The organism is Ignavibacteriales bacterium (genome assembly GCA_026390595.1).
In the GTDB taxonomy this organism is placed as follows: domain Bacteria; phylum Bacteroidota; class Ignavibacteria; order UBA10030; family UBA10030; genus UBA9647.
The window spans coordinates 250,559-267,643 of record JAPLFQ010000021.1; the positions used below are offsets into that span (position 1 = coordinate 250,559).

14 protein-coding genes are annotated in these 17,085 nt (G+C 54.2%); 1 reads left to right on the forward strand and 13 read right to left on the reverse strand.

All coding sequences use genetic code 11. The features are described from left to right. The 10 genes from ychF to NTU47_11160 all read right to left on the reverse strand — a co-directional run bounded on the left by ychF (position 1) and on the right by NTU47_11160 (position 10,344). Positions 1 to 1,086 carry a redox-regulated ATPase YchF gene (gene ychF, locus NTU47_11115; GenBank protein MCX6134352.1) on the reverse strand — a complete coding sequence of 362 codons (1,086 nt, stop codon included), beginning with the start codon at positions 1,084 to 1,086 and terminating at the stop codon, positions 1 to 3. Between the two features lie 190 nt (positions 1,087 to 1,276). Continuing rightward, positions 1,277 to 1,738 (reverse strand): cupin domain-containing protein, encoded by a 462-nt coding sequence (locus NTU47_11120; GenBank protein ID MCX6134353.1) that lies wholly within the window; start codon positions 1,736 to 1,738, stop codon positions 1,277 to 1,279. A 52-nt stretch (positions 1,739 to 1,790) separates the two neighbouring features. Then, a complete protein-coding gene (locus NTU47_11125; GenBank protein ID MCX6134354.1) occupies positions 1,791 to 2,702 on the reverse strand; it encodes a sugar phosphate isomerase/epimerase in 912 nt (303 codons plus the stop codon). Between the two features lie 100 nt (positions 2,703 to 2,802). Further along, a complete protein-coding gene (locus NTU47_11130; GenBank protein MCX6134355.1) occupies positions 2,803 to 3,519 on the reverse strand; it encodes a GDSL-type esterase/lipase family protein in 717 nt (238 codons plus the stop codon). A gap of 66 nt (positions 3,520 to 3,585) precedes the next feature. Next, complete coding sequence (gene yiaK / locus NTU47_11135; GenBank protein MCX6134356.1) at positions 3,586 to 4,572, reverse strand: 3-dehydro-L-gulonate 2-dehydrogenase; 987 nt, start codon at positions 4,570 to 4,572, stop codon at positions 3,586 to 3,588. A gap of 54 nt (positions 4,573 to 4,626) precedes the next feature. Continuing rightward, entirely contained in the window at positions 4,627 to 5,685 is a 1,059-nt protein-coding gene (locus NTU47_11140) for a Gfo/Idh/MocA family oxidoreductase (protein MCX6134357.1), read from the reverse strand. A 2-nt stretch (positions 5,686 to 5,687) separates the two neighbouring features. Then, the gene (locus NTU47_11145) at positions 5,688 to 7,004 is read right to left on the reverse strand and encodes a Gfo/Idh/MocA family oxidoreductase (protein MCX6134358.1); all 1,317 of its coding nucleotides are present in this window, start codon (positions 7,002 to 7,004) and stop codon (positions 5,688 to 5,690) included. Positions 7,005 to 7,103: 99 nt separating this feature from the next. Further along, positions 7,104 to 7,943, reverse strand: a complete 840-nt coding sequence (locus NTU47_11150; protein ID MCX6134359.1) for a sugar phosphate isomerase/epimerase — start codon at positions 7,941 to 7,943, stop codon at positions 7,104 to 7,106. A 241-nt stretch (positions 7,944 to 8,184) separates the two neighbouring features. Continuing rightward, on the reverse strand, positions 8,185 to 8,958 hold the full coding sequence (locus tag NTU47_11155; protein MCX6134360.1) for a DUF1080 domain-containing protein: 774 nt from the start codon (positions 8,956 to 8,958) through the stop codon (positions 8,185 to 8,187). A 3-nt stretch (positions 8,959 to 8,961) separates the two neighbouring features. Further along, positions 8,962 to 10,344, reverse strand: a complete 1,383-nt coding sequence (locus tag NTU47_11160; GenBank protein MCX6134361.1) for a sigma-54 dependent transcriptional regulator — start codon at positions 10,342 to 10,344, stop codon at positions 8,962 to 8,964. 297 nt (positions 10,345 to 10,641) lie between these two features. Between NTU47_11160 and NTU47_11165 the strand changes: the two genes are divergently transcribed. After that, positions 10,642 to 11,322: a DUF169 domain-containing protein gene (locus NTU47_11165; GenBank protein MCX6134362.1), complete on the forward strand. Its 681-nt coding sequence runs from the start codon at positions 10,642 to 10,644 to the stop codon at positions 11,320 to 11,322. Positions 11,323 to 11,556: 234 nt separating this feature from the next. On the opposite strand, the gene NTU47_11170 is transcribed toward NTU47_11165, so the two are convergent. The 3 genes from NTU47_11170 to NTU47_11180 all read right to left on the reverse strand — a co-directional run bounded on the left by NTU47_11170 (position 11,557) and on the right by NTU47_11180 (position 17,075). Then, positions 11,557 to 13,776 (reverse strand): nitric-oxide reductase large subunit, encoded by a 2,220-nt coding sequence (locus tag NTU47_11170; GenBank protein ID MCX6134363.1) that lies wholly within the window; start codon positions 13,774 to 13,776, stop codon positions 11,557 to 11,559. 219 nt (positions 13,777 to 13,995) lie between these two features. After that, the gene (locus NTU47_11175) at positions 13,996 to 15,810 is read right to left on the reverse strand and encodes an aldehyde ferredoxin oxidoreductase family protein (GenBank protein MCX6134364.1); all 1,815 of its coding nucleotides are present in this window, start codon (positions 15,808 to 15,810) and stop codon (positions 13,996 to 13,998) included. After that, on the reverse strand, positions 15,807 to 17,075 hold the full coding sequence (locus NTU47_11180) for a 4Fe-4S binding protein (protein MCX6134365.1): 1,269 nt from the start codon (positions 17,073 to 17,075) through the stop codon (positions 15,807 to 15,809). Before NTU47_11180 ends, NTU47_11175 begins: the two co-directional genes overlap by 4 nt. Positions 17,076 to 17,085: the final 10 nt, after the last annotated feature.

Sequence of the window (17,085 nt, forward strand, 5' to 3'; positions counted from 1 at the left end):
TCAGCTATGCCGAATCGACATGATATCTCCATCATTTACGACATATTCCTTCCCCTCGAGTCTCCAGTGCCCCGATTCCTTGGCCTTCGCAAACGACCCTCCCTGGGCGACGAAGTGGTCGTAGTGGACAACTTCAGCCCGGATGAATTTCGTTACGAAGTCGGAATGAATCACCCCCGCAGCTTCCTGAGCATTGGTCCCTCTCCTGATCGTCCACGCTCTGCACTCATCTTCGCCGACCGTGAAGAACGACTGCAACCCGAGAAGCGCGTATGATTCACGGATAATCGTACCGAGCGCCGATTCCTTGATGCCGTACTCTTCCATGAACACGCTCGCCTCGTCATCCGGGAGCTCAGACATCTCCATCTCGATCTTGCCAAAAAACGAGACCACTTTGGTCTGTTTCCCCCCCTTGCTCTCCGCGATTCGCTTCACAATCTCGGGGACTTCGGCACGCTGGGACTCGTCAAAGTTCAAAGCAATGAGCATCGGCTTCATCGTCAAGAGCTGGTAGGTTCTCAGGACATGCAATTCGTCCTTTGTGAAATCAATTTCCCGGAGCGGCTTCTCGCCTTCCAGCGCTTGATGGCATTTCTCGAGCACCGGGAGTTCTTTCTTCATGACGTCATCGCCAGTCTTCTGGACCTGCTTCTTGATCCGGTCCACCCGTGTTTCAAGCAGCGAGAGATCTGAAAGAATAAACTCCGTTTCGATCGAAGCGATATCGCGCACGGCGTCGACGGACCCATCCGGATGCGGAACGGTCTCGTTGGCAAACAGGCGAACGACTTGCACCAACGCGTCGTTTGTTTTGACGTTCGAGAGGAAGTTCGTGGTGAACTGCGTCGAGCCAGATTCTCCTTTCTTCAGGCCCACGACATCGACAAATTCGATTGTCGCATGCACGGTGCTCTTGGGAGAGAACATCTCGGAGCACTTGTCGAGACGTGCGTCGGGAACCTTCAGAACCGCGTGATGCGCCTCCGCCTTCGAGAGGAGAGAAGGATCAAGGTGAGTCTTCGTAATGGTCTGAAACAACGTCGATTTCCCGCAGAACGGGAGTCCTACAATGCCAATTTGCATGGGGTTCTTTCATGGTTGGTGAGGGAACGTCAACAATATACAAGAAAATGTGCATTTGCACTCATTCCCGGCCCATATCTTCGTCAGGATCCCGAAGCATCACAAACCGTCAAGAAACAAGGAATCCCTGCCGGCATCTTCTGGCAGGGATCGTTTGTGGTTCGAAGAAACCGTGCAGGAGCGTACCGTACTACTTCTTCTCGTACTTTTTCACGACAAGGTACTTGGCTTCGGTGTCGCCGGCATTCCGGATCCCATGCTCGATGTTTGAGGGACAATAAAGGCTCGAGAACGGCCCAACGACTTTCCGTTCGCCGTTCAGGAAGAACTCCACTTTCCCCTCGAGAACGAAGAAGAACTCCTCCTCGGGATGAGAATGGGGAGCATGCGTTGCAGAGTGCGGCTTGACGACACTCATTTTCAATGTCTTGCCATCGGCAAGATTTTTATCGACAAACCAGTATTGATATCCGGCCTCCGTTTTCTCGATCTTGTCTTTCGAGAACACGTTCACACATTTCTCGATACTCCACTTCGTCGAATCATTAGTCTGACGGGAAAGAACCACCGCCTGGGCCGTGGCGACATGATAGCAGAGAACTGCAGCGAGCAGGGTGGCCGATACGGTGTACAGCTTCTGTTTTCCGAGCATGGTTCTTCTCATGTAATTACACAAAGGGTTTTTGTTGACCGACGGTTGTGAGCTACGGTTGACTCAAGGCGGTTCTCACCTCTTCAAGAAATCTGGGAACCTTGATCTTGGGATCGCCTTCTCCGAGCGTCTCAATCGGCAGATATCCACGATATCCTGATGATCGGATGATCTTCAGCAGTTTAGGTAGATCCACCTTAACCTGCTCTTCCCCCACGAAAACGTTCTCCTTGATCTGCCAGTTGACGGCGTAGGGAGCGGTCGCAGCAATCTCCGTGTAGGGATCGGCGACGTGAAAACTTCCGGTATCCAGGATAATCCCTGCCCATTCCGAGTCCACCATCTTCAGGATTTTGAGAGCATCCGCTGAAGTTTTGATGAAATCGTTGTGGTTCTGGATGCCGATGATGACGCCTCGCTGTTTACCATATTCCACACACTCCCTGATGTCATTCACAAGCCACGCGGCGACCTGGTCCCAGGAGTATCCTTTTGTATCCTGCTTTCCTGCAAAGACTCTGATGACCGGTGCCCCAAGTTTAGAAGCGACATCGATCCACTTCTTGACAAGCGTTACGTCGTCTTTCCGTTTCGCGGCATCGGTGAATGTGAAGTCATTGCGCACACCTGTGCCGCTGATATCGAGTCCGAGCAGGAACGCTTTCCGCTTGATGTGGTAGATGTACTCGTCGGGCGGGACGTTTGGATAGCCCGGGAAATAGTAGCCGGTCAGATCGACCGCTTCCAGACCAATCTGTGCGCAAAATTCCAACATATCATCAAGATTCATCCCCCCCTTCGTGAGGGGAGCATTGAAAGAGTACGCATTCAAGCCAATCTTCAGTTTCGATCCTCCGGTTCTTTGGATCTTTTCCTGGGAGCGGACAGCCGTTTGTCTCAGCGTCATTCCCAGAGCGCTTACGAACGGCAATGCAATCATCTGTTTCAGAAAACGTCGCCGCATGTTTGGATCTCCTCGTTTGGTCGGGATGATAAGCTGCGCTTATCCGGCATGCCCCTTCTCAGATCGGATATTGTCGCGGCATGACGGCTTGTCACTTACCTCAGCGGCGCTCGTTCCATGCCTTCTCGATGATTGGCTTGATTACCGCAGCAAACTCGTCGTACGCCGGGTCCTTGAAGTGAAGCTGATCATCCCTGTAAAGATCGAGGCGCGGATTGCCCTCTTTGTCGAAAAGAACCGGGTTGACGTCGATGAATCCCAGATTTTTCGTGGTCAGGCAGTAGCTTCTCACCGTAGCGTTCGCTGAATCAACCACACCCCATTTGCTCATCTTCTGTGGAGCGCGGTTAATAGAAACGTAGAATATCAAAGTTCCCGGGAGAGCATCCCGCACCCTTTCCGAAAACTTCCTGAACCCCAGGAATATGTCCTGCGGCCGTTCTCCGGCGTTGACATCGTTGCTGCCGCAGTAATACACGATGATCCGCGGCCTATAGGGGAGGACAATCTTGTCCATATAGTACAACACCTCCGAAGTTCTGGAGCCACCAAACGCCCTGTTGAAAACCGGGAGCGGCGCCATCTGCGTCTTGAGGTTTGTCCATTGCCGGAAGATGCTGCTGCCTATGAACAGTATGGCCCCTTTGGGGGGAGGATCGAGGCTGTCTTCACGCATGAACGACACTATCGCGTCTCCGAACCGGACCTTGGAAGGACTCGACGAAACATCCTGTCCCCTGACGTCAGAAGCCGGTACAAACGAAGAGAGGAACAACAGAGCTGCGACGAAAATAAGGAGTCTGCGATTCTTCATCATGTAATATTGCAGTTTGTGGATGATGAACGATGAGGAGCAATGATCAGGCAGCACAACTCCAGCGCCTCACAATTGCTGGATCTCCAGCCATACGGATTTGTCTATTGGTATACCATGCGTCAGGTTCTCAATTCTGGTCTTGTGCACACGCTCCCCCGGAAACAGAACATTCTCTACTCCGGGGGCCGATACTGAGCCGTGCAAATCGTTCATGATGCCGCTTACTGTTTCAGCAATGGTCCCGTTGTTGCTGAGCCGAGATGGATCGACAAGAATATAGACCTGAGATATTGCATACTCGGCTTCCCGCGTGCTGATCTCGTGCGTCGAGTCACCGCCGGCGAAAATCGCCGCGACAAGATCGAGCATCACCGCAAGCCCCGATCCCTTCCAATATCCCATTGGCAGCAGGCGCCGCGACTCAAGAATGGCGGAGGGATCTGTTGTCAGAACACCCTGCGTATCGTAACCGCCGGGAAGCGGGAGATTGCTCTTCCTCAGATCGTGTAACTCAACCGAACCATACGAGAACTGAGACATCGCCATATCAAGTACAATTGCGTCATCGCCATGAGGGACAGCCAGCACGAGAGGGTTGTTCCCCAGGCGGCAATCCACAGCTCCCCACGCCGGCATGTTTGCCGTCGTATTCGTCCAGGCGATGAAAACGAAACCGGACTTCGCTGCTTCCCAACCATAGTAGCCCCCACGCATCCAGTGATTTGTATTGGACAGCGCAACGCACCCGATGCCGGTCTCACGCGCGATCTCCATCCCCCTCTTCGTACAAAAGAGCGCATTCAGAGGACCAGGACCGAGACAGCCGTCCCATTGCTCTAGTGCGCCGGCTTTGTGTTTCAATTGCGGTTCTGCGTGAGGCTTGACGAATCCATCCAGCACGTAACGCACAAACCTGGGGAATCTGTTGATTCCATGCGTATTGACTCCGACCAGCGTGTTCTCAGCAAAGATATGCGCGCACAACTTCGCCTTTTGAGATTCAAACCCGATCGTGAGAAGGACCCTTTGAAATTCCCGATCGAGTTCATCCAAGGAAACTCGGACAATATTCTCTGTTCCAGTTCCTCCGGCGCTCATTCCATACCCTTATTTCCGACCGTGCATATCAACCGTCATCCGACGGCTGTTGCTTTCTTGTGCGGCTTCAATCACCCGGATAACATTCGCCGCCTCAATCGGTCTTACCGGCGGCTGGAACCCGTTCTCAAGGCAGTCAGCTACTCCGTCATAAAAGGCGCTGTAGCTACCCGGAAGCGTTTGCAGCTTGGCGTTTTTCGTGATACCACCGTTTTCTGTCACCATCGTCCCAAACCACTCGACTGATTCAGTCCCCCATCCCGGGATTGTGGGGTCGGCTCCTTTCTTTAACGCCTCTTCCTGGGGATCGAGACCGAACTTGATAAATGTGCCTTTGGTTCCGTGGAGAATGTACCGGGGGCCGGGTTCTTTCACAAGGTAGCTTGCCCTGAGAAGCACCGTGAGCTCGTCATAGTGAAGACGAATGTCGTACCAGTCGTCCACCTCCCCGCCCGTTCGAACGATGCGCAGATGGGCGGTGACGGCTCCGGGCATCCCGAACAGCACAAGTGCCTGATCGATCATGTGCGAACCGAGATTGGTCAGAATTCCGGTTCCTTCTTCCGATCGTTCCTTCCAGGTATCCGGCTGAATGAAATTCCTGTACCGGTCGTAATGTGATTCGAACTCGACGAGGCGTCCGAGCGCGTTGCTCCGGACCACTTTGCACACAGTCATGAAATCCCCGTCCCATCTCCGGTTCTGAAACACCGTGAGCATTCTCTGGTGCCGTGCTGCGAGCTCGATAAGCTCCTCAGCCTGAGCGGCAGTTTGAGTCATCGGTTTCTCGATCACCACGTGCTTGCCGGCCTCGAGGCAACGCTTCGCCAGTTCGTAGTGAAACCGATCGGGAACGTTAACGATAATCAGGTCGATGTCGCGGTCACTTACAAGGTCATCGACTGATTGAGAGATGAGAACTTCCGGATAGAGCGCACGCGCATCATTTCCGCTTCGCTGAACGATGCGCCGCAGTTCAAATCGGGGGTGATGTGATATGAGGGGGGCATGGAACACCTTGCCCGACATACCAAACGACGCAAGACCGGCGGCTATTCTTTTCTCCACGGCTATACCTTCAGCTCCCAACCCTTCTGGTACTCGCGTACCCGGAGTTCGGCCGCCTTCGGATCGTCCAGAATGTGACCATTCTGCTTGTCGAGGTGAAGGGTCCGCTTCACCTTCCAGGCAATGTTGGAGAGTTGGAGGACCGCCACACTGGTGTTTACTTCGGCAATCGGCGAGTGGAGTTTCTCTCCGTCGCGGATCCCGCTAATCAGGTTTCCAAAATGGTTCGTGGTCATGGTATCGATGCTGCGAACATCCTGAGTGGTACTGGCGCGTGAAGCCTTCCGTTCTTCCAGCATCTTGTCTTTGAGATCGTAGATTTCGTAACCGCCGCGATCAAGGAGCACCGTCCCTTGCGTTCCATGGATTGTGACACCGCGGTCGCGGTTGTGATGGCTCTTCCCCTGGCAGCTGAGGCATTCCCATGTGATCATTGAATCGTCGTATTCATAGCTGGTCACGAGCGTATCGTAGAATTCCCAGTCGTCTTTGTAATGAAATCTCCCGCCGGAAGCAGTGACGGTGTTGGGAAAACCGACACCAAGCGCCCATCGGCAAAGATCTACTTCGTGTGTACCGTTGTTCAGCGTCTCTCCTGTTCCCCAGTGCCAGAACCAGTGCCAATTGTAGGGATGAATATTGTCTTTGTATGGCCGTCGTGGGGCCGGGCCCTGCCAGAGGTCCCAGTCCAGATAGTCGGGCACCTGCACTTCCTTTCCGACGCCTATCGACTTCCGCGTATTGATATACCAGGCTTTGCCGTAGTAGGGTCTGCCGATGACGCCTTCCTTGATCCTCTTCATGATCTCGATCGTATGTTCGGAAGAGCGTTGCTGGTTTCCCAGCTGGACAAGTTTGCCATACTTCTTCTGAGCAGCAACCAGAAGCTCACCTTCGTGAGGATCATGGCTTGAGGGTTTTTCAACGTACACATGCTTGCCGGCCTTCAGGCCCATGATTGCGATGTGTGCCTGCCAGTGTTCCGGTGTCGCGATCGTGATGACATCGACATCCTTCGACTCCAGGATCTTCCTGAAGTCCTTTTCCTTCACAGGGGCCTGGTTAAAGCTCTTTTCCGTGGCAGCGGCGAACTTGTCAAGTTCATTCCTGTCAACGTCGCAGACGTGGGTAACCATCGCTCCCTTGTTCTGCCGGATACACTCGAGATGCGCATATCCTCTTCCGTGCAGTCCGATCACAGCGAAGTTCACCCTGTCATTTGCGCCAAGTATCCGTGCATAACTCTTGGCATTGAGCCCGATTGCGAGACCGGCGGTACCGAGTGCGGCTTTCTTCAGAAAATTGCGGCGAGAGTTCATCTGATGTCCTGACTGGAGTTTTGAGTTCTAAGTTTCGAGTTCAGAGTTGGCTAACGATTCACCCACTGTTCACTATTTACTGTTTACTATTCACCGCCTTTAGAGTGTTGCCAGGACGCCTCTTACATATCCAACCGATTCCGCGACACCCGGCAGCGGGTCCTTCTGATCCTTTTCGTGCTCGAAATGAAGTGCGCCGGCGTACTTCAGTTTCACAAGAGTCTTCAGCAGTTTGGGAATGTCGATGACTCCGCGCCCGCATTCGACCGTCGTTCCTTTTGCTTCGGCATCGCTGACGTCCTTCATGTGGACGTCAAGGAGCCTGTCAAAAAAGCGCTCCACATCGTCAGCCGGATCGACTCCCAGCCGCCGCGTGTGTCCGACATCGATACACAGTCCCATCCGTTTGTCCATTTTGGCGATGAGCTTGTAGGCGCTCTCGGGACTGGGATAGCGCTTGTCCGTAGGACCATGATTGTGTATCGCGAGAGAGATATCTGTCTCCTTGACCATACGCTCCGCGAGGGGAAGCAGTGGTTCTTCCGGAACACCGACCAACATTCTGATACCTGCCGCCTTTGCGTATGCAAATGCTCTGCGAACTTCCTCCTCCGTCGTCATATACACCACGCCACACGACGAAAGCTCGACACCTGCGGCCTTCATTTTCTCAAGACCGGCCTTGATTTCCTCTTCAGTGCTCTTGACAGGCAGGTGCATGTCTTTCAGAGTCAACTTCGTGATCCCGAGCCTTTTCGTCATTTCGATCGCCTGATCGAGCGTGAAGGATCGGAATGTATATGACGCGATGCCCAGAGTGAACAGAATGGGAGCTTTGTCTGCGCTCTTCACTTTGGGGAAGACCGCGGACAATGGGAGCGAGCCGATTGCTGTTGAGAGACCTGCAAGTTTTAGAAAGTTGCGGCGAGAATGACGCATGCTTGACCTCACTGGAAATTGTCGAATGTCAATTGCCGATTGTCGATTTGAATTAGTCCTTGGACGATATCTAGAGCCATTTCCAATATGTCTTATTGTAGTTTTCATCGCGGAGACGCGGAGTCCGCGGAGAATCGCGGAGGAGAAAGGTTCACAATCTCTGCGTTACTCAACGTCCTCTGCGACTCTGCGTTAGAAACCAATAAGATCAAGAATACAATACTTCATTTTGGAAGCAGGGCTACCAGCTCCGGATTTTGACGTTCCGATAGAACACCGTGTTACCGTGGTCCTGTAGGAGAATGTGTCCCTTTTTTGCCTCGCCGAAACCGACTCGGTTCTTGAACTTGCTTTCTGCCTTGTGAGCAAGGAATTCCTTCCCGCCCCGCTCATATTCTAGCACTTTCACACCATTGAGCCAGTGCTCGACATTCTTCTTCTTTACAACGATACGCGCCTGGTTCCACTCACCGATCGGGTTCACCTTTTTGTCGTGAGCGGGTATGAGATCGTACAAAGATGCCAGAGTTCTGTTTCCATTGATCCCGAGCTTTGCATCCGGATGCTTGGCGTCATCGAGGATTTGATACTCCAACCCAATCGCCGACCCGGGCGTCTTCGGCTGCTGCTCGGTGACGAAGTACTTTATTCCGCTGTTCGCTCCGTCGGTAAGTTTGAATTCAAGCTGCAGCACAAAGTCGCTGAACTCGTCGATCGTGACGATGTCCCCGCCAAATGCCGCTTCGCCGCCGCCCGATTCCCGCACAATCAGCATTCCATCCCGCACATCCCAGCCTTTCTTCGGCAGCGAGTCCATGTATGCTCCGCGCCAGCCGTTCATCGTCTTTCCGTCGAAGAGGAGTCTCCAGCCATCCTTCGTTTCCTTCGCGGTCAGTGTGTTGGGGGAAACTCCTGCATGTTGTGTCTGTTGCGCAAACAGGCTGTTCAGCAGGAAAGCTGCACCCAGAAGACCCGCGCACAGTGCTCGAAAACCCATGCCTCTTGTGATGCTCATGTTTCACCTCGGCTTGCTAAGTTTGTAGAGTTTCATTTTGCTTGATAACATTTTTGCACTGATGCCCAGGATCCTGGAAGCGCGCCGCTCGTTCCAGGCAACCGACTTCAGGATGCCTTTGACATGGGCCTTCTCGAGCTTCGCCAACGACATCTTGATGCCGACACGAACTCCCCCGGTCGAAGCACCAACGGTAGACTTGCGGACCGCACGAGAATGGCGGATGAGCGCAAGGTGATTGGCTCCGATGGTATTTTCTTCAGAAACCACAGCGGCCCGGCGAATAACATTCTCCAGCTCCCGCACATTCCCGGGCCAGTCGTAGTTCATCAGGGTCTCGAGAGCATGCTCGTCGAGTTTCTTGGGCTGCTTGGATCCGGCGTGATCGACGAGGAATTGATCGACGAGCAACGGGATGTCGTCTTTCCGGTCCTTCAATGCGGGGAGCCGAAGTGTGATGACATTCAGTTGCCCCAGAAGATCAGAACTGAACTTCCGGGCCCGGACCTCGCGCTCCAGATCCTTAGTCGATGCTGAAATAATCCGTACATGCGATTTCAGCGTCTTGCTCCCTCCAATTCTCCGGAACTCCCCGGTCTGAAGGAATGTGAGCAGTTTCGGCTGGAATTTCGCCGGCAATTCCCCGATTTCATCCAGAAAGAGAGTGCCGCCGTCAGCGATCTCCAGCAATCCTTGTCTGGAACCCGCGCCATTCTGCAGGGCTCCTTTCTCGTGGCCGAAGAGTTCGCTCTCCAGGAGTTTCTCCGGAATGGAAGAGCAACTCAGCACCAGGAAAGGCATTTCTTTCCGCAGGCTGTTCGCGTGTATGAAATTCGCCACAACTTCTTTCCCTGTGCCTGTCGCTCCCTGGATGAGCACCGGTGATTCCGTCGGAGCGGAGCGCATCGCCACGTCCAGCATCCCGAGAAGCGCTTTGTTCTCGCTGATCATGCTTGAGGGGAGAGCACGGTACGCGATCTGGCGCCGAAACGCCTTATTTTGGACAACCAGTCGTTTCCTCTCCAACGCCCGTTCCACCAACCCCACAAGGTCGGCCGGCGTATACGGTTTCGTGACATAATAATATGCACCCAGGCTCATACATTCCACAGCGGTCTTCACGTCATGTACAGCCGTGAGCATGATGACTTCGGTATCCAGGTGCTGGTTCTTGATGAACTTCAGCACTTCCACACCGCCGACATCGGGCATCATGACATCGAGGAATACGAGATCGAACGGAAGCGTCTGCAACATCGTGATTGCCGTCCTGCCATCGGCGGCAGTATCAACATAGTAGCCTTGCCGTTCCAACACGTGCTTCAGGAGATGAAGAAGACTCTCTTCGTCATCAACGGCAAGAATGGAAATGGCTGGTTTTTCCATGGCGGACCTGTGGAGGATTGTTCAGCGAAGCAAAAACCACTTGACGCGATCCCGTACCGCTATGACAGCGCCGAGGAGCGTATCAAGACGTATCAAACCATGAGTCGAAGAACGAGGCGCAGTTCAAAGATAGCAAATTCCTGAGAACAACGCACTCGCGGCCACGGACACGGCGCCTTGAAGTTCCCAATTTTCGCCACAGCAAAAGCCCGTCCTGCCCGCTCAGATCCTTACCTGTATCGATTCAGCGAGGTATATTCCATCCGTTCATAGCACGAAAATCCACACGAGGAACCCATGGAATCAGTCACCGCTGCGGCCCTCAATCTCAGGCATGATCCTGTTGCACTCCTTTGGGCAGAAGCAGAACCCGAAGATGCCCTGCAATTCCACCATGAAAAATGGGGCTGCGTGATGGAGATGTTTGCACAGGCTGCACTCGGCAAGACCGTCGCATTCGACAGACAAAGCTACGGTTGCCTCGGCGGAGGGGTGGGCATCGGCTTCGGGAACCTCTACCTCAACTGGCGCGGGGGGATCGATTGTTTCTATGGATTTTTTTCGGCGGGAAATAAAGGAAAGGAAAACGCGGGGGCGATAGCCGACGAAATTCGAAAGACCGGGCGGAAACTCGCGGTTGAGCGATTTCTTCACGGAGAAGGATATGTGAAGTCTCCGGAACTGGCAAAGAGGTTTGTGGCATCACTGCCGATGGTAGACATCCCGTCCCGATATGTGGTTTTCAAACCCCTGAGCAATGTGGACACTGTGAAGGGAACTCCGATCGTCGTAATCTTCATCGCGAACGCGGATCAGATACCAACTCTCGTCTCGCTCGCAAACTACGGGCGTGGGACGCTCGACAATGTCGTCGTGCGGGCGGGAGCGGGCTGCCAGAGCATCGGAATCCTCGCGTATCACGAAGTGGAGCAGCGAGGTGCCCCGAGCGGTCATCGGACTGACGGATACCGCGGCTAGGGCGCATACAGCCGCGACGCTCGGCCATGACGTCCTGACCTTCGCAGTACCGTACAAGATGTTTCTCGAACTGGAGGAGAATGTTCCAGGGAGTTTCCTGGAGAAAGAAACGTGGCGCTCGTTGGTTGAGCACGAATGAGCCGCCAGGAAATCTGAACATCGGCTCATCTCACCATCTTAGCATCTAACGATCAACAGATGGTCCGATGAATCGATGGCCCGATATGCACCACCTCACTTCTTCTTCAACGAATGCCCCGTCACCAATCCCACCACAAACAGGACCAGCGCAAGTGAGCCGATCGCAAAGATCGTGTCACCAAAGACTCTCGACCACTTGAATGACTGCACGACCGGCGTGGCCAGAAATTCGGCGCTCCGTGCGTACCAGTAACCGTATTTCACAGATGCCCACGTCTGGAGTAACCCTACCGGGAGAAGGCTTATGACAACCATCGCCATCAGGCCGACGTTCAACGACCAGAAGGAGAATCCAAGCATCTTCTCTTTCCATTCGTCCTGAACCCAGAGGATTCTCAGACAGAAAAGCATGAGTCCTATCCCAAGCATTCCATAGACTCCAAAGAGCGCGGCGTGTCCATGCAACGGTGTCGTATTGAGCCCTTGCATATAATACAGAGCGATCGGCGGATTGATCATGAAGCCGAACAGTCCGGCTCCGACCATGTTCCAGAACGCCACGGAGATAAAGAAATAGACAGGCCATTTGTACCTGCTGACCCATTCCGCAGACCGGGAAAGTCTGACGTTCTCCCAGGCCTCAAATCCGGCAAGCACGAGCGGGACGACCTCCAGCGCGCTAAAGACAGCGCCAAGCGCCAGCACGGCTGTCGGCGTTCCTGAGAAGTACAGATGGTGGAGCGTCCCGATGATGCCGCCGGCGAGATAGATCGCGGACGAGAGGAGGACGGCCGCACTTCCGGTCGCAGGACGAATCAACTTCAATCGCGTAAACATGAAAATGATCACCACCGTCGCGAAGACTTCAAAGAACCCTTCCACCCAGAGGTGGACCACCCACCAGCGCCAATATTCCACGATGCTCAGGTTTGTGCGCTGTCCCCACATCAGCCCGGCAAAGTAGAAACCGCCGATGGCGACCGTCGCAATGAGGAACAACATGAGGATCGATTTGTGCTCATCGCCTCGCCTGATCGCGGGAACGATTCCGCGGGCGACAAGGAAGACCCAGAATGCAAGCCCTCCGGACAGTGCGATCTGCCACACTCTTCCAAGATCGACATACTCGTACCCCTGATGCCCGAGGTAGAACCACCAGTCACCCGACAACTTGTTGTGGATGCTGAGCGCTTCGCCGACGAATGAGCCGACGACTACCAGAAGAAGAGCCCCGAACAGAACATCGACGCCGAGTTTCTGTCGGTTCGGCTCGTTTCCGCAGACGACAGGGACAATATACAGCCCGGCTGCGAGCCACGCCGTCGCGATCCAGAAGATACCCAGTTGCACATGCCATGTTCTCGACAAGACATAAGGAATCCATTTGCTCAACGGAATACCATAAAACCCTCCCCCTTCAACGCCATAGTGAGCCGTCACAACCCCCATGCCGATTTGTACTAGGATGAGGGCGGAGACAGTCCAAAAGTACTTCAGGGTTGCACGTTGCGATGGAGTCGGTCGTGTGCCGAACAACGGATCGGAAGCGGGTAACGAATCCGGCGCCGGCGCCGCAGGTCGCGAAGCGTGATACCACACCATGCCGCCGATTCCTGCAAGCAGCAGGATGATGCTCACACCAGTCCAAACGACTGCATCAGGTGTGGGCCGATTGTTGACGAGTTCCTCATGCGGCCAGTTGCTCGTATAAGTGATATCGTCTCCCGGACGGTTCGTTGAAGCAGCCCACGACGTCCAAAAAAAGAAAGCCGAGATCTGCCTCAGTTTCGCCGGATCGCTGACCGCTCCCTGCGGAATTGCATAGTGATCATTCCCCTCAGAGAAGACCTGGGAGAAGTGCCGCGTGTTCGCTTCAATGGCCCTCGCTCGAACAGGTTCAATGGTGATCTTGCCGGTGGAAGCATCGTACGTGTTCGTCCTCATCAATTCCTGCAAGCGACTTTGCAGCATTGATTGATTCTCTCCATCAAGTGCAGTGTATTCCTTTCCGTACTTTTCGTTCGACCAGGAGTTCAGAATGAAGATACACTCGCGATGGAGCCAGTCGGCCGTCCAGTCCGGTGCCACATAGCTGCCATGCCCCCACACTGAACCCAGTTCCATTCCTCCCATTGCCTGCCATACATTTTGTCCATCTGAGACCTCCCCCTCGGATATGATCACTCTCCCATCGGTCGTGACTACGGCCGCCGGCAAGGGGGGCTTCTCCTGGTATATCCGCCATCCGGCCCATCCCAGAACGGCAAATCCGAACGCAATAACGGACCAAAAGAGTATCCACAGCTTTTTCATGATTCACCTCAACATTGGTTGTGTGTAAATTGCCTTGTTTCTGGAATCGCGTGATATCTCGCCAATCCAAGCTTCTTAATTCAGACTAATTGATCTGAAATTAACAAATACTCGCCATTGAGTCAAGTACGTTTGTCTTGTGCGCCCGCAGCATAGAAAAAGGAATCCCTGCCGTTTCAATTCAGCAGGGATTCATTACTGCACCAGTCCTCGGCGCTCTCAGCCCTCGGCGATTTCCTTCAGTCCGAGCTCAACCAACCGTTTTTCAGTCGGGATACCGTTTTCAGTCCATCCCATGAGGCCGTAGTACTCACTTCTGAGCTTGCCCAGCTCCAGGACATGCCCCTTTGCCGGTCCGGACGTCATTGGCTCGGCGAGCGCCCGTTTCGGCAGTGTATCCTCCCTGGACGTGAAGCCTTCCCTCGTGCTGAAGAGCCGTGCAAGCACGGTCATCCGTTCGCCCACATGTTCAAGGTCACGCGGGCTCTTGTATTCGAACCCGGTGCATGGGTTGACCATTTGGAGAATCTCTTTCAGCGTGATGCCGAATTTCACAAAGTAACAGAGAATCAACGCGTCAATGATTGACGTATCGAATTGGTTTGTCTTGAAGAGCTCCGCTTTCCCTTCCGTCGCCAACGGGTCTGCCCCGCCAAGGATCTCCGCCAGCGGCGAGCCGCGGAGATGACAGCCACCACGGTCAGACACTGCGTAGCTCAATCCGATCCCTTGCGCCGCATTCGGATGGTAGGCCGGCAACTCCAGTCCCTTCACTTGCATCGCGAAGTCTTCACTGCCGGGATAGTGCTTGCTGATTTCGCGGACACCGTTCTGCAGCAGCAGTCCGACCCCCTCGCCTTTTGCGATCTTCTCTGTCAAAGCAACAAGCGCATCGCCGCTCCCCCACTCGGCTTTGACCCCATCGAGGTCTGTCGAGGAAATCATGTTCCTTTGATACATCTCCATCACAAACCCTACGATGTTGCCGACGCTGATGGTATCGATCCCGTACAGATCGCACAAGAAATTGGAATAGATAACAGCTTCCTTGTCCGTGATGCCGCAATTCACCCCCATCGCCCAAATCGTTTCGAAGTCGGGTCCATCGATTGCGATGTCGCGTGTTTTCGCGTAGGCGATCTTTGAACAATAAATCGGACAGCCATAGCACCCGATGGAGCGGGTCCAGTATTCTTTGCGCCACGCCTCCCCGGTCATTTCATTGCTGTGTTCGAACTGACCTTCCTGGAAATTGCGTGTCGGCAATGCGCCCGCCGCGTTCACGAGACCCAGGATGTTGGCCGTGCCGTCCTCGTTCATCCGTTTGATTTGGTTCGACATACGAAGCATCCGGTAAGCAACCCACGTGGCTTCGTCAAACTCCGCCGGATTGAAGACTTGCACGGACCCTGTGCCTCTGAGGGCAATTCCCTTGAGCTTTTTCGAGCCAAGAACAGCCCCTGCTCCGCCTCTGCCGGCAGTCCGCTCGTCATTGAAAATCCCGGAGATTGGCACCAGCCGTTCGCCCGCCGGACCGATCACAACGGTTTGGAATCCTTCACCGTGCTTCGCCTTGAGACGCTTGGCCGCTTCGGCTGTCGTTGTTCCCCACAAGTCCTTCGCGTCTTCAAGATGGACGTGGTCATTGTCGATGACAAGCGTGACGGGTTCGCTCGCAGCGCCTTCGATGATGATCGCGTCATAGCCTGCGAACTTCATCGTTTGACCGAAGAATCCTCCGCAATACGAGTCGAGGAAGGTGTGCGTCGCCGGGCTCTTTGTCACGACGCCGAACCTCCCCGAAGTTGGTGCGCTGGTGCCTGTGAGCGGTCCAACCACGAAGATGAAGGGATTCTCGGGAGAAAGTGGATCGGCGTGAGGCACGGACTCTTTGTACAGATAGTATGCTCCGATCCCTTTGCCGCCCAGCAGCAGTTTTGCGATATGCGGGTCAATGCGTTCCGTCGTACAACTCCGTTTCGTCAAATTGACTCGCAGCACATTGTCGGCATATCCCCTGTTCTTAAGACTCATGCTCTTGTTCCTTTTGGTTGGGTCAGCACTATCGCCCGCGGTGTGCACCACTGGATGCATTGAGGATCGCCATCACACATGTCGCAGAACAAGGGAATCCCCTGGCGATCGAGCATGACCAGATCGAGCGGGCAGGCGGTCACACAATCCCCGCACGAAGTGCACCGAGACCGGTCGAGGACGAGATACCCTCCCGAGCCGACTGTGAGCGCCCCTTCTTTGCAGGCTTCCACACATTTCTCACAAAGCGGACAAACAATTGGTTTCGAAATACGGGGCTCGTTGGGACGGAATTTGTACTCAATTCTCAGCCGGTGGCTGCTCTGGTCGAATTCTGTCGAGTGGAAATGGACACAAGCAATCTCACAGAGCTGACAACCGGTGCAATTGACGGCGATGGGTCTGAGCCTTCCTTGCTTGCCGGATTCAGTGCCGAGAATTTCATCTACGCTCTTTCCTTCGTGAACCAGAGCGCAGATATCCTCCACCATCTTCCTCGGATCTTTCGCCTTCGTCACGTTTCTCCCGAAAACGGTGCCGCTGGCGCCGGCACGCAGTGCCTCGTCGGCAAGTTCCAACGCGTCACGCGGGTCGTCCGACTTGGCCCCACCAAGCACGAGTACCGGGACGCCCGCTTCATCAACGAGTTTCTTGAAGCTCTTCACATCATTGGTATATGGAATCTTCAGAGCATCAGCGCCGATTTCGGCGGCAATCCGTGCAGAGGCGATGAGAATCTCCGTCACATTCACTCCGGTAACCGGTGCTCCCACCGCCATCGGTTCAATGATCAACGGGAGGCCGACCTTGCGGCATTCCTTCGCGAAGAAAGCAGCCTGCTCGATATTGACTGCTTCGAATTCGTCACTATAACCGATGAAGTAGTAGATCGTGATTGCGGAAGCGCCGACGAGCAGGGCGTCCCTGGCACACGATGTTGCCATCTTCTTGAAATTCACTGCAGGGAGGATATTGCTCAGGTTGGATCCTCCCAAGCGTGGCATGTTCATCCAGTCAGCACGAATCAGCAGCGCGGGAGCGTTCTTCCCCTCGAAGAACTCGCTCATGCGAAGCGCGGTTCCGTAACTCACAAGGATACCATCAGCTCCGCCGAGCACAACCTGACCCAGGATCTTTCGGAGTTCGAGAACATTCGGCGTCGGATCGGACATCCAGCCATGGTCTGCAGCCACACATACCGCCCTGCCGTCTTTCGGATTGAAGAGCCTGTTCAGGCGAACAGTTTTACCAGGTGACACTGTCATGAGTATTCTT

Coding starts and splice junctions, on each gene's coding strand:
- NTU47_11150 (MCX6134359.1), bottom strand. CDS start 7,943: ATGCGTCATTCTCGCCGCAACTTTCTAAAACTTGCAGGTCTCTCAACA.
- NTU47_11180 (MCX6134365.1), bottom strand. CDS start 17,075: ATGACAGTGTCACCTGGTAAAACTGTTCGCCTGAACAGGCTCTTCAAT.
- NTU47_11125 (MCX6134354.1), bottom strand. CDS start 2,702: ATGCGGCGACGTTTTCTGAAACAGATGATTGCATTGCCGTTCGTAAGC.
- NTU47_11170 (MCX6134363.1), bottom strand. CDS start 13,776: ATGAAAAAGCTGTGGATACTCTTTTGGTCCGTTATTGCGTTCGGATTT.
- NTU47_11145 (MCX6134358.1), bottom strand. CDS start 7,004: ATGAACTCTCGCCGCAATTTTCTGAAGAAAGCCGCACTCGGTACCGCC.
- NTU47_11120 (MCX6134353.1), bottom strand. CDS start 1,738: ATGCTCGGAAAACAGAAGCTGTACACCGTATCGGCCACCCTGCTCGCT.
- NTU47_11160 (MCX6134361.1), bottom strand. CDS start 10,344: ATGGAAAAACCAGCCATTTCCATTCTTGCCGTTGATGACGAAGAGAGT.
- NTU47_11155 (MCX6134360.1), bottom strand. CDS start 8,958: ATGAGCATCACAAGAGGCATGGGTTTTCGAGCACTGTGCGCGGGTCTT.
- NTU47_11175 (MCX6134364.1), bottom strand. CDS start 15,810: ATGAGTCTTAAGAACAGGGGATATGCCGACAATGTGCTGCGAGTCAAT.
- NTU47_11130 (MCX6134355.1), bottom strand. CDS start 3,519: ATGATGAAGAATCGCAGACTCCTTATTTTCGTCGCAGCTCTGTTGTTC.
- NTU47_11165 (MCX6134362.1), top strand. CDS start 10,642: ATGGAATCAGTCACCGCTGCGGCCCTCAATCTCAGGCATGATCCTGTT.
- ychF (MCX6134352.1), bottom strand. CDS start 1,086: ATGCAAATTGGCATTGTAGGACTCCCGTTCTGCGGGAAATCGACGTTG.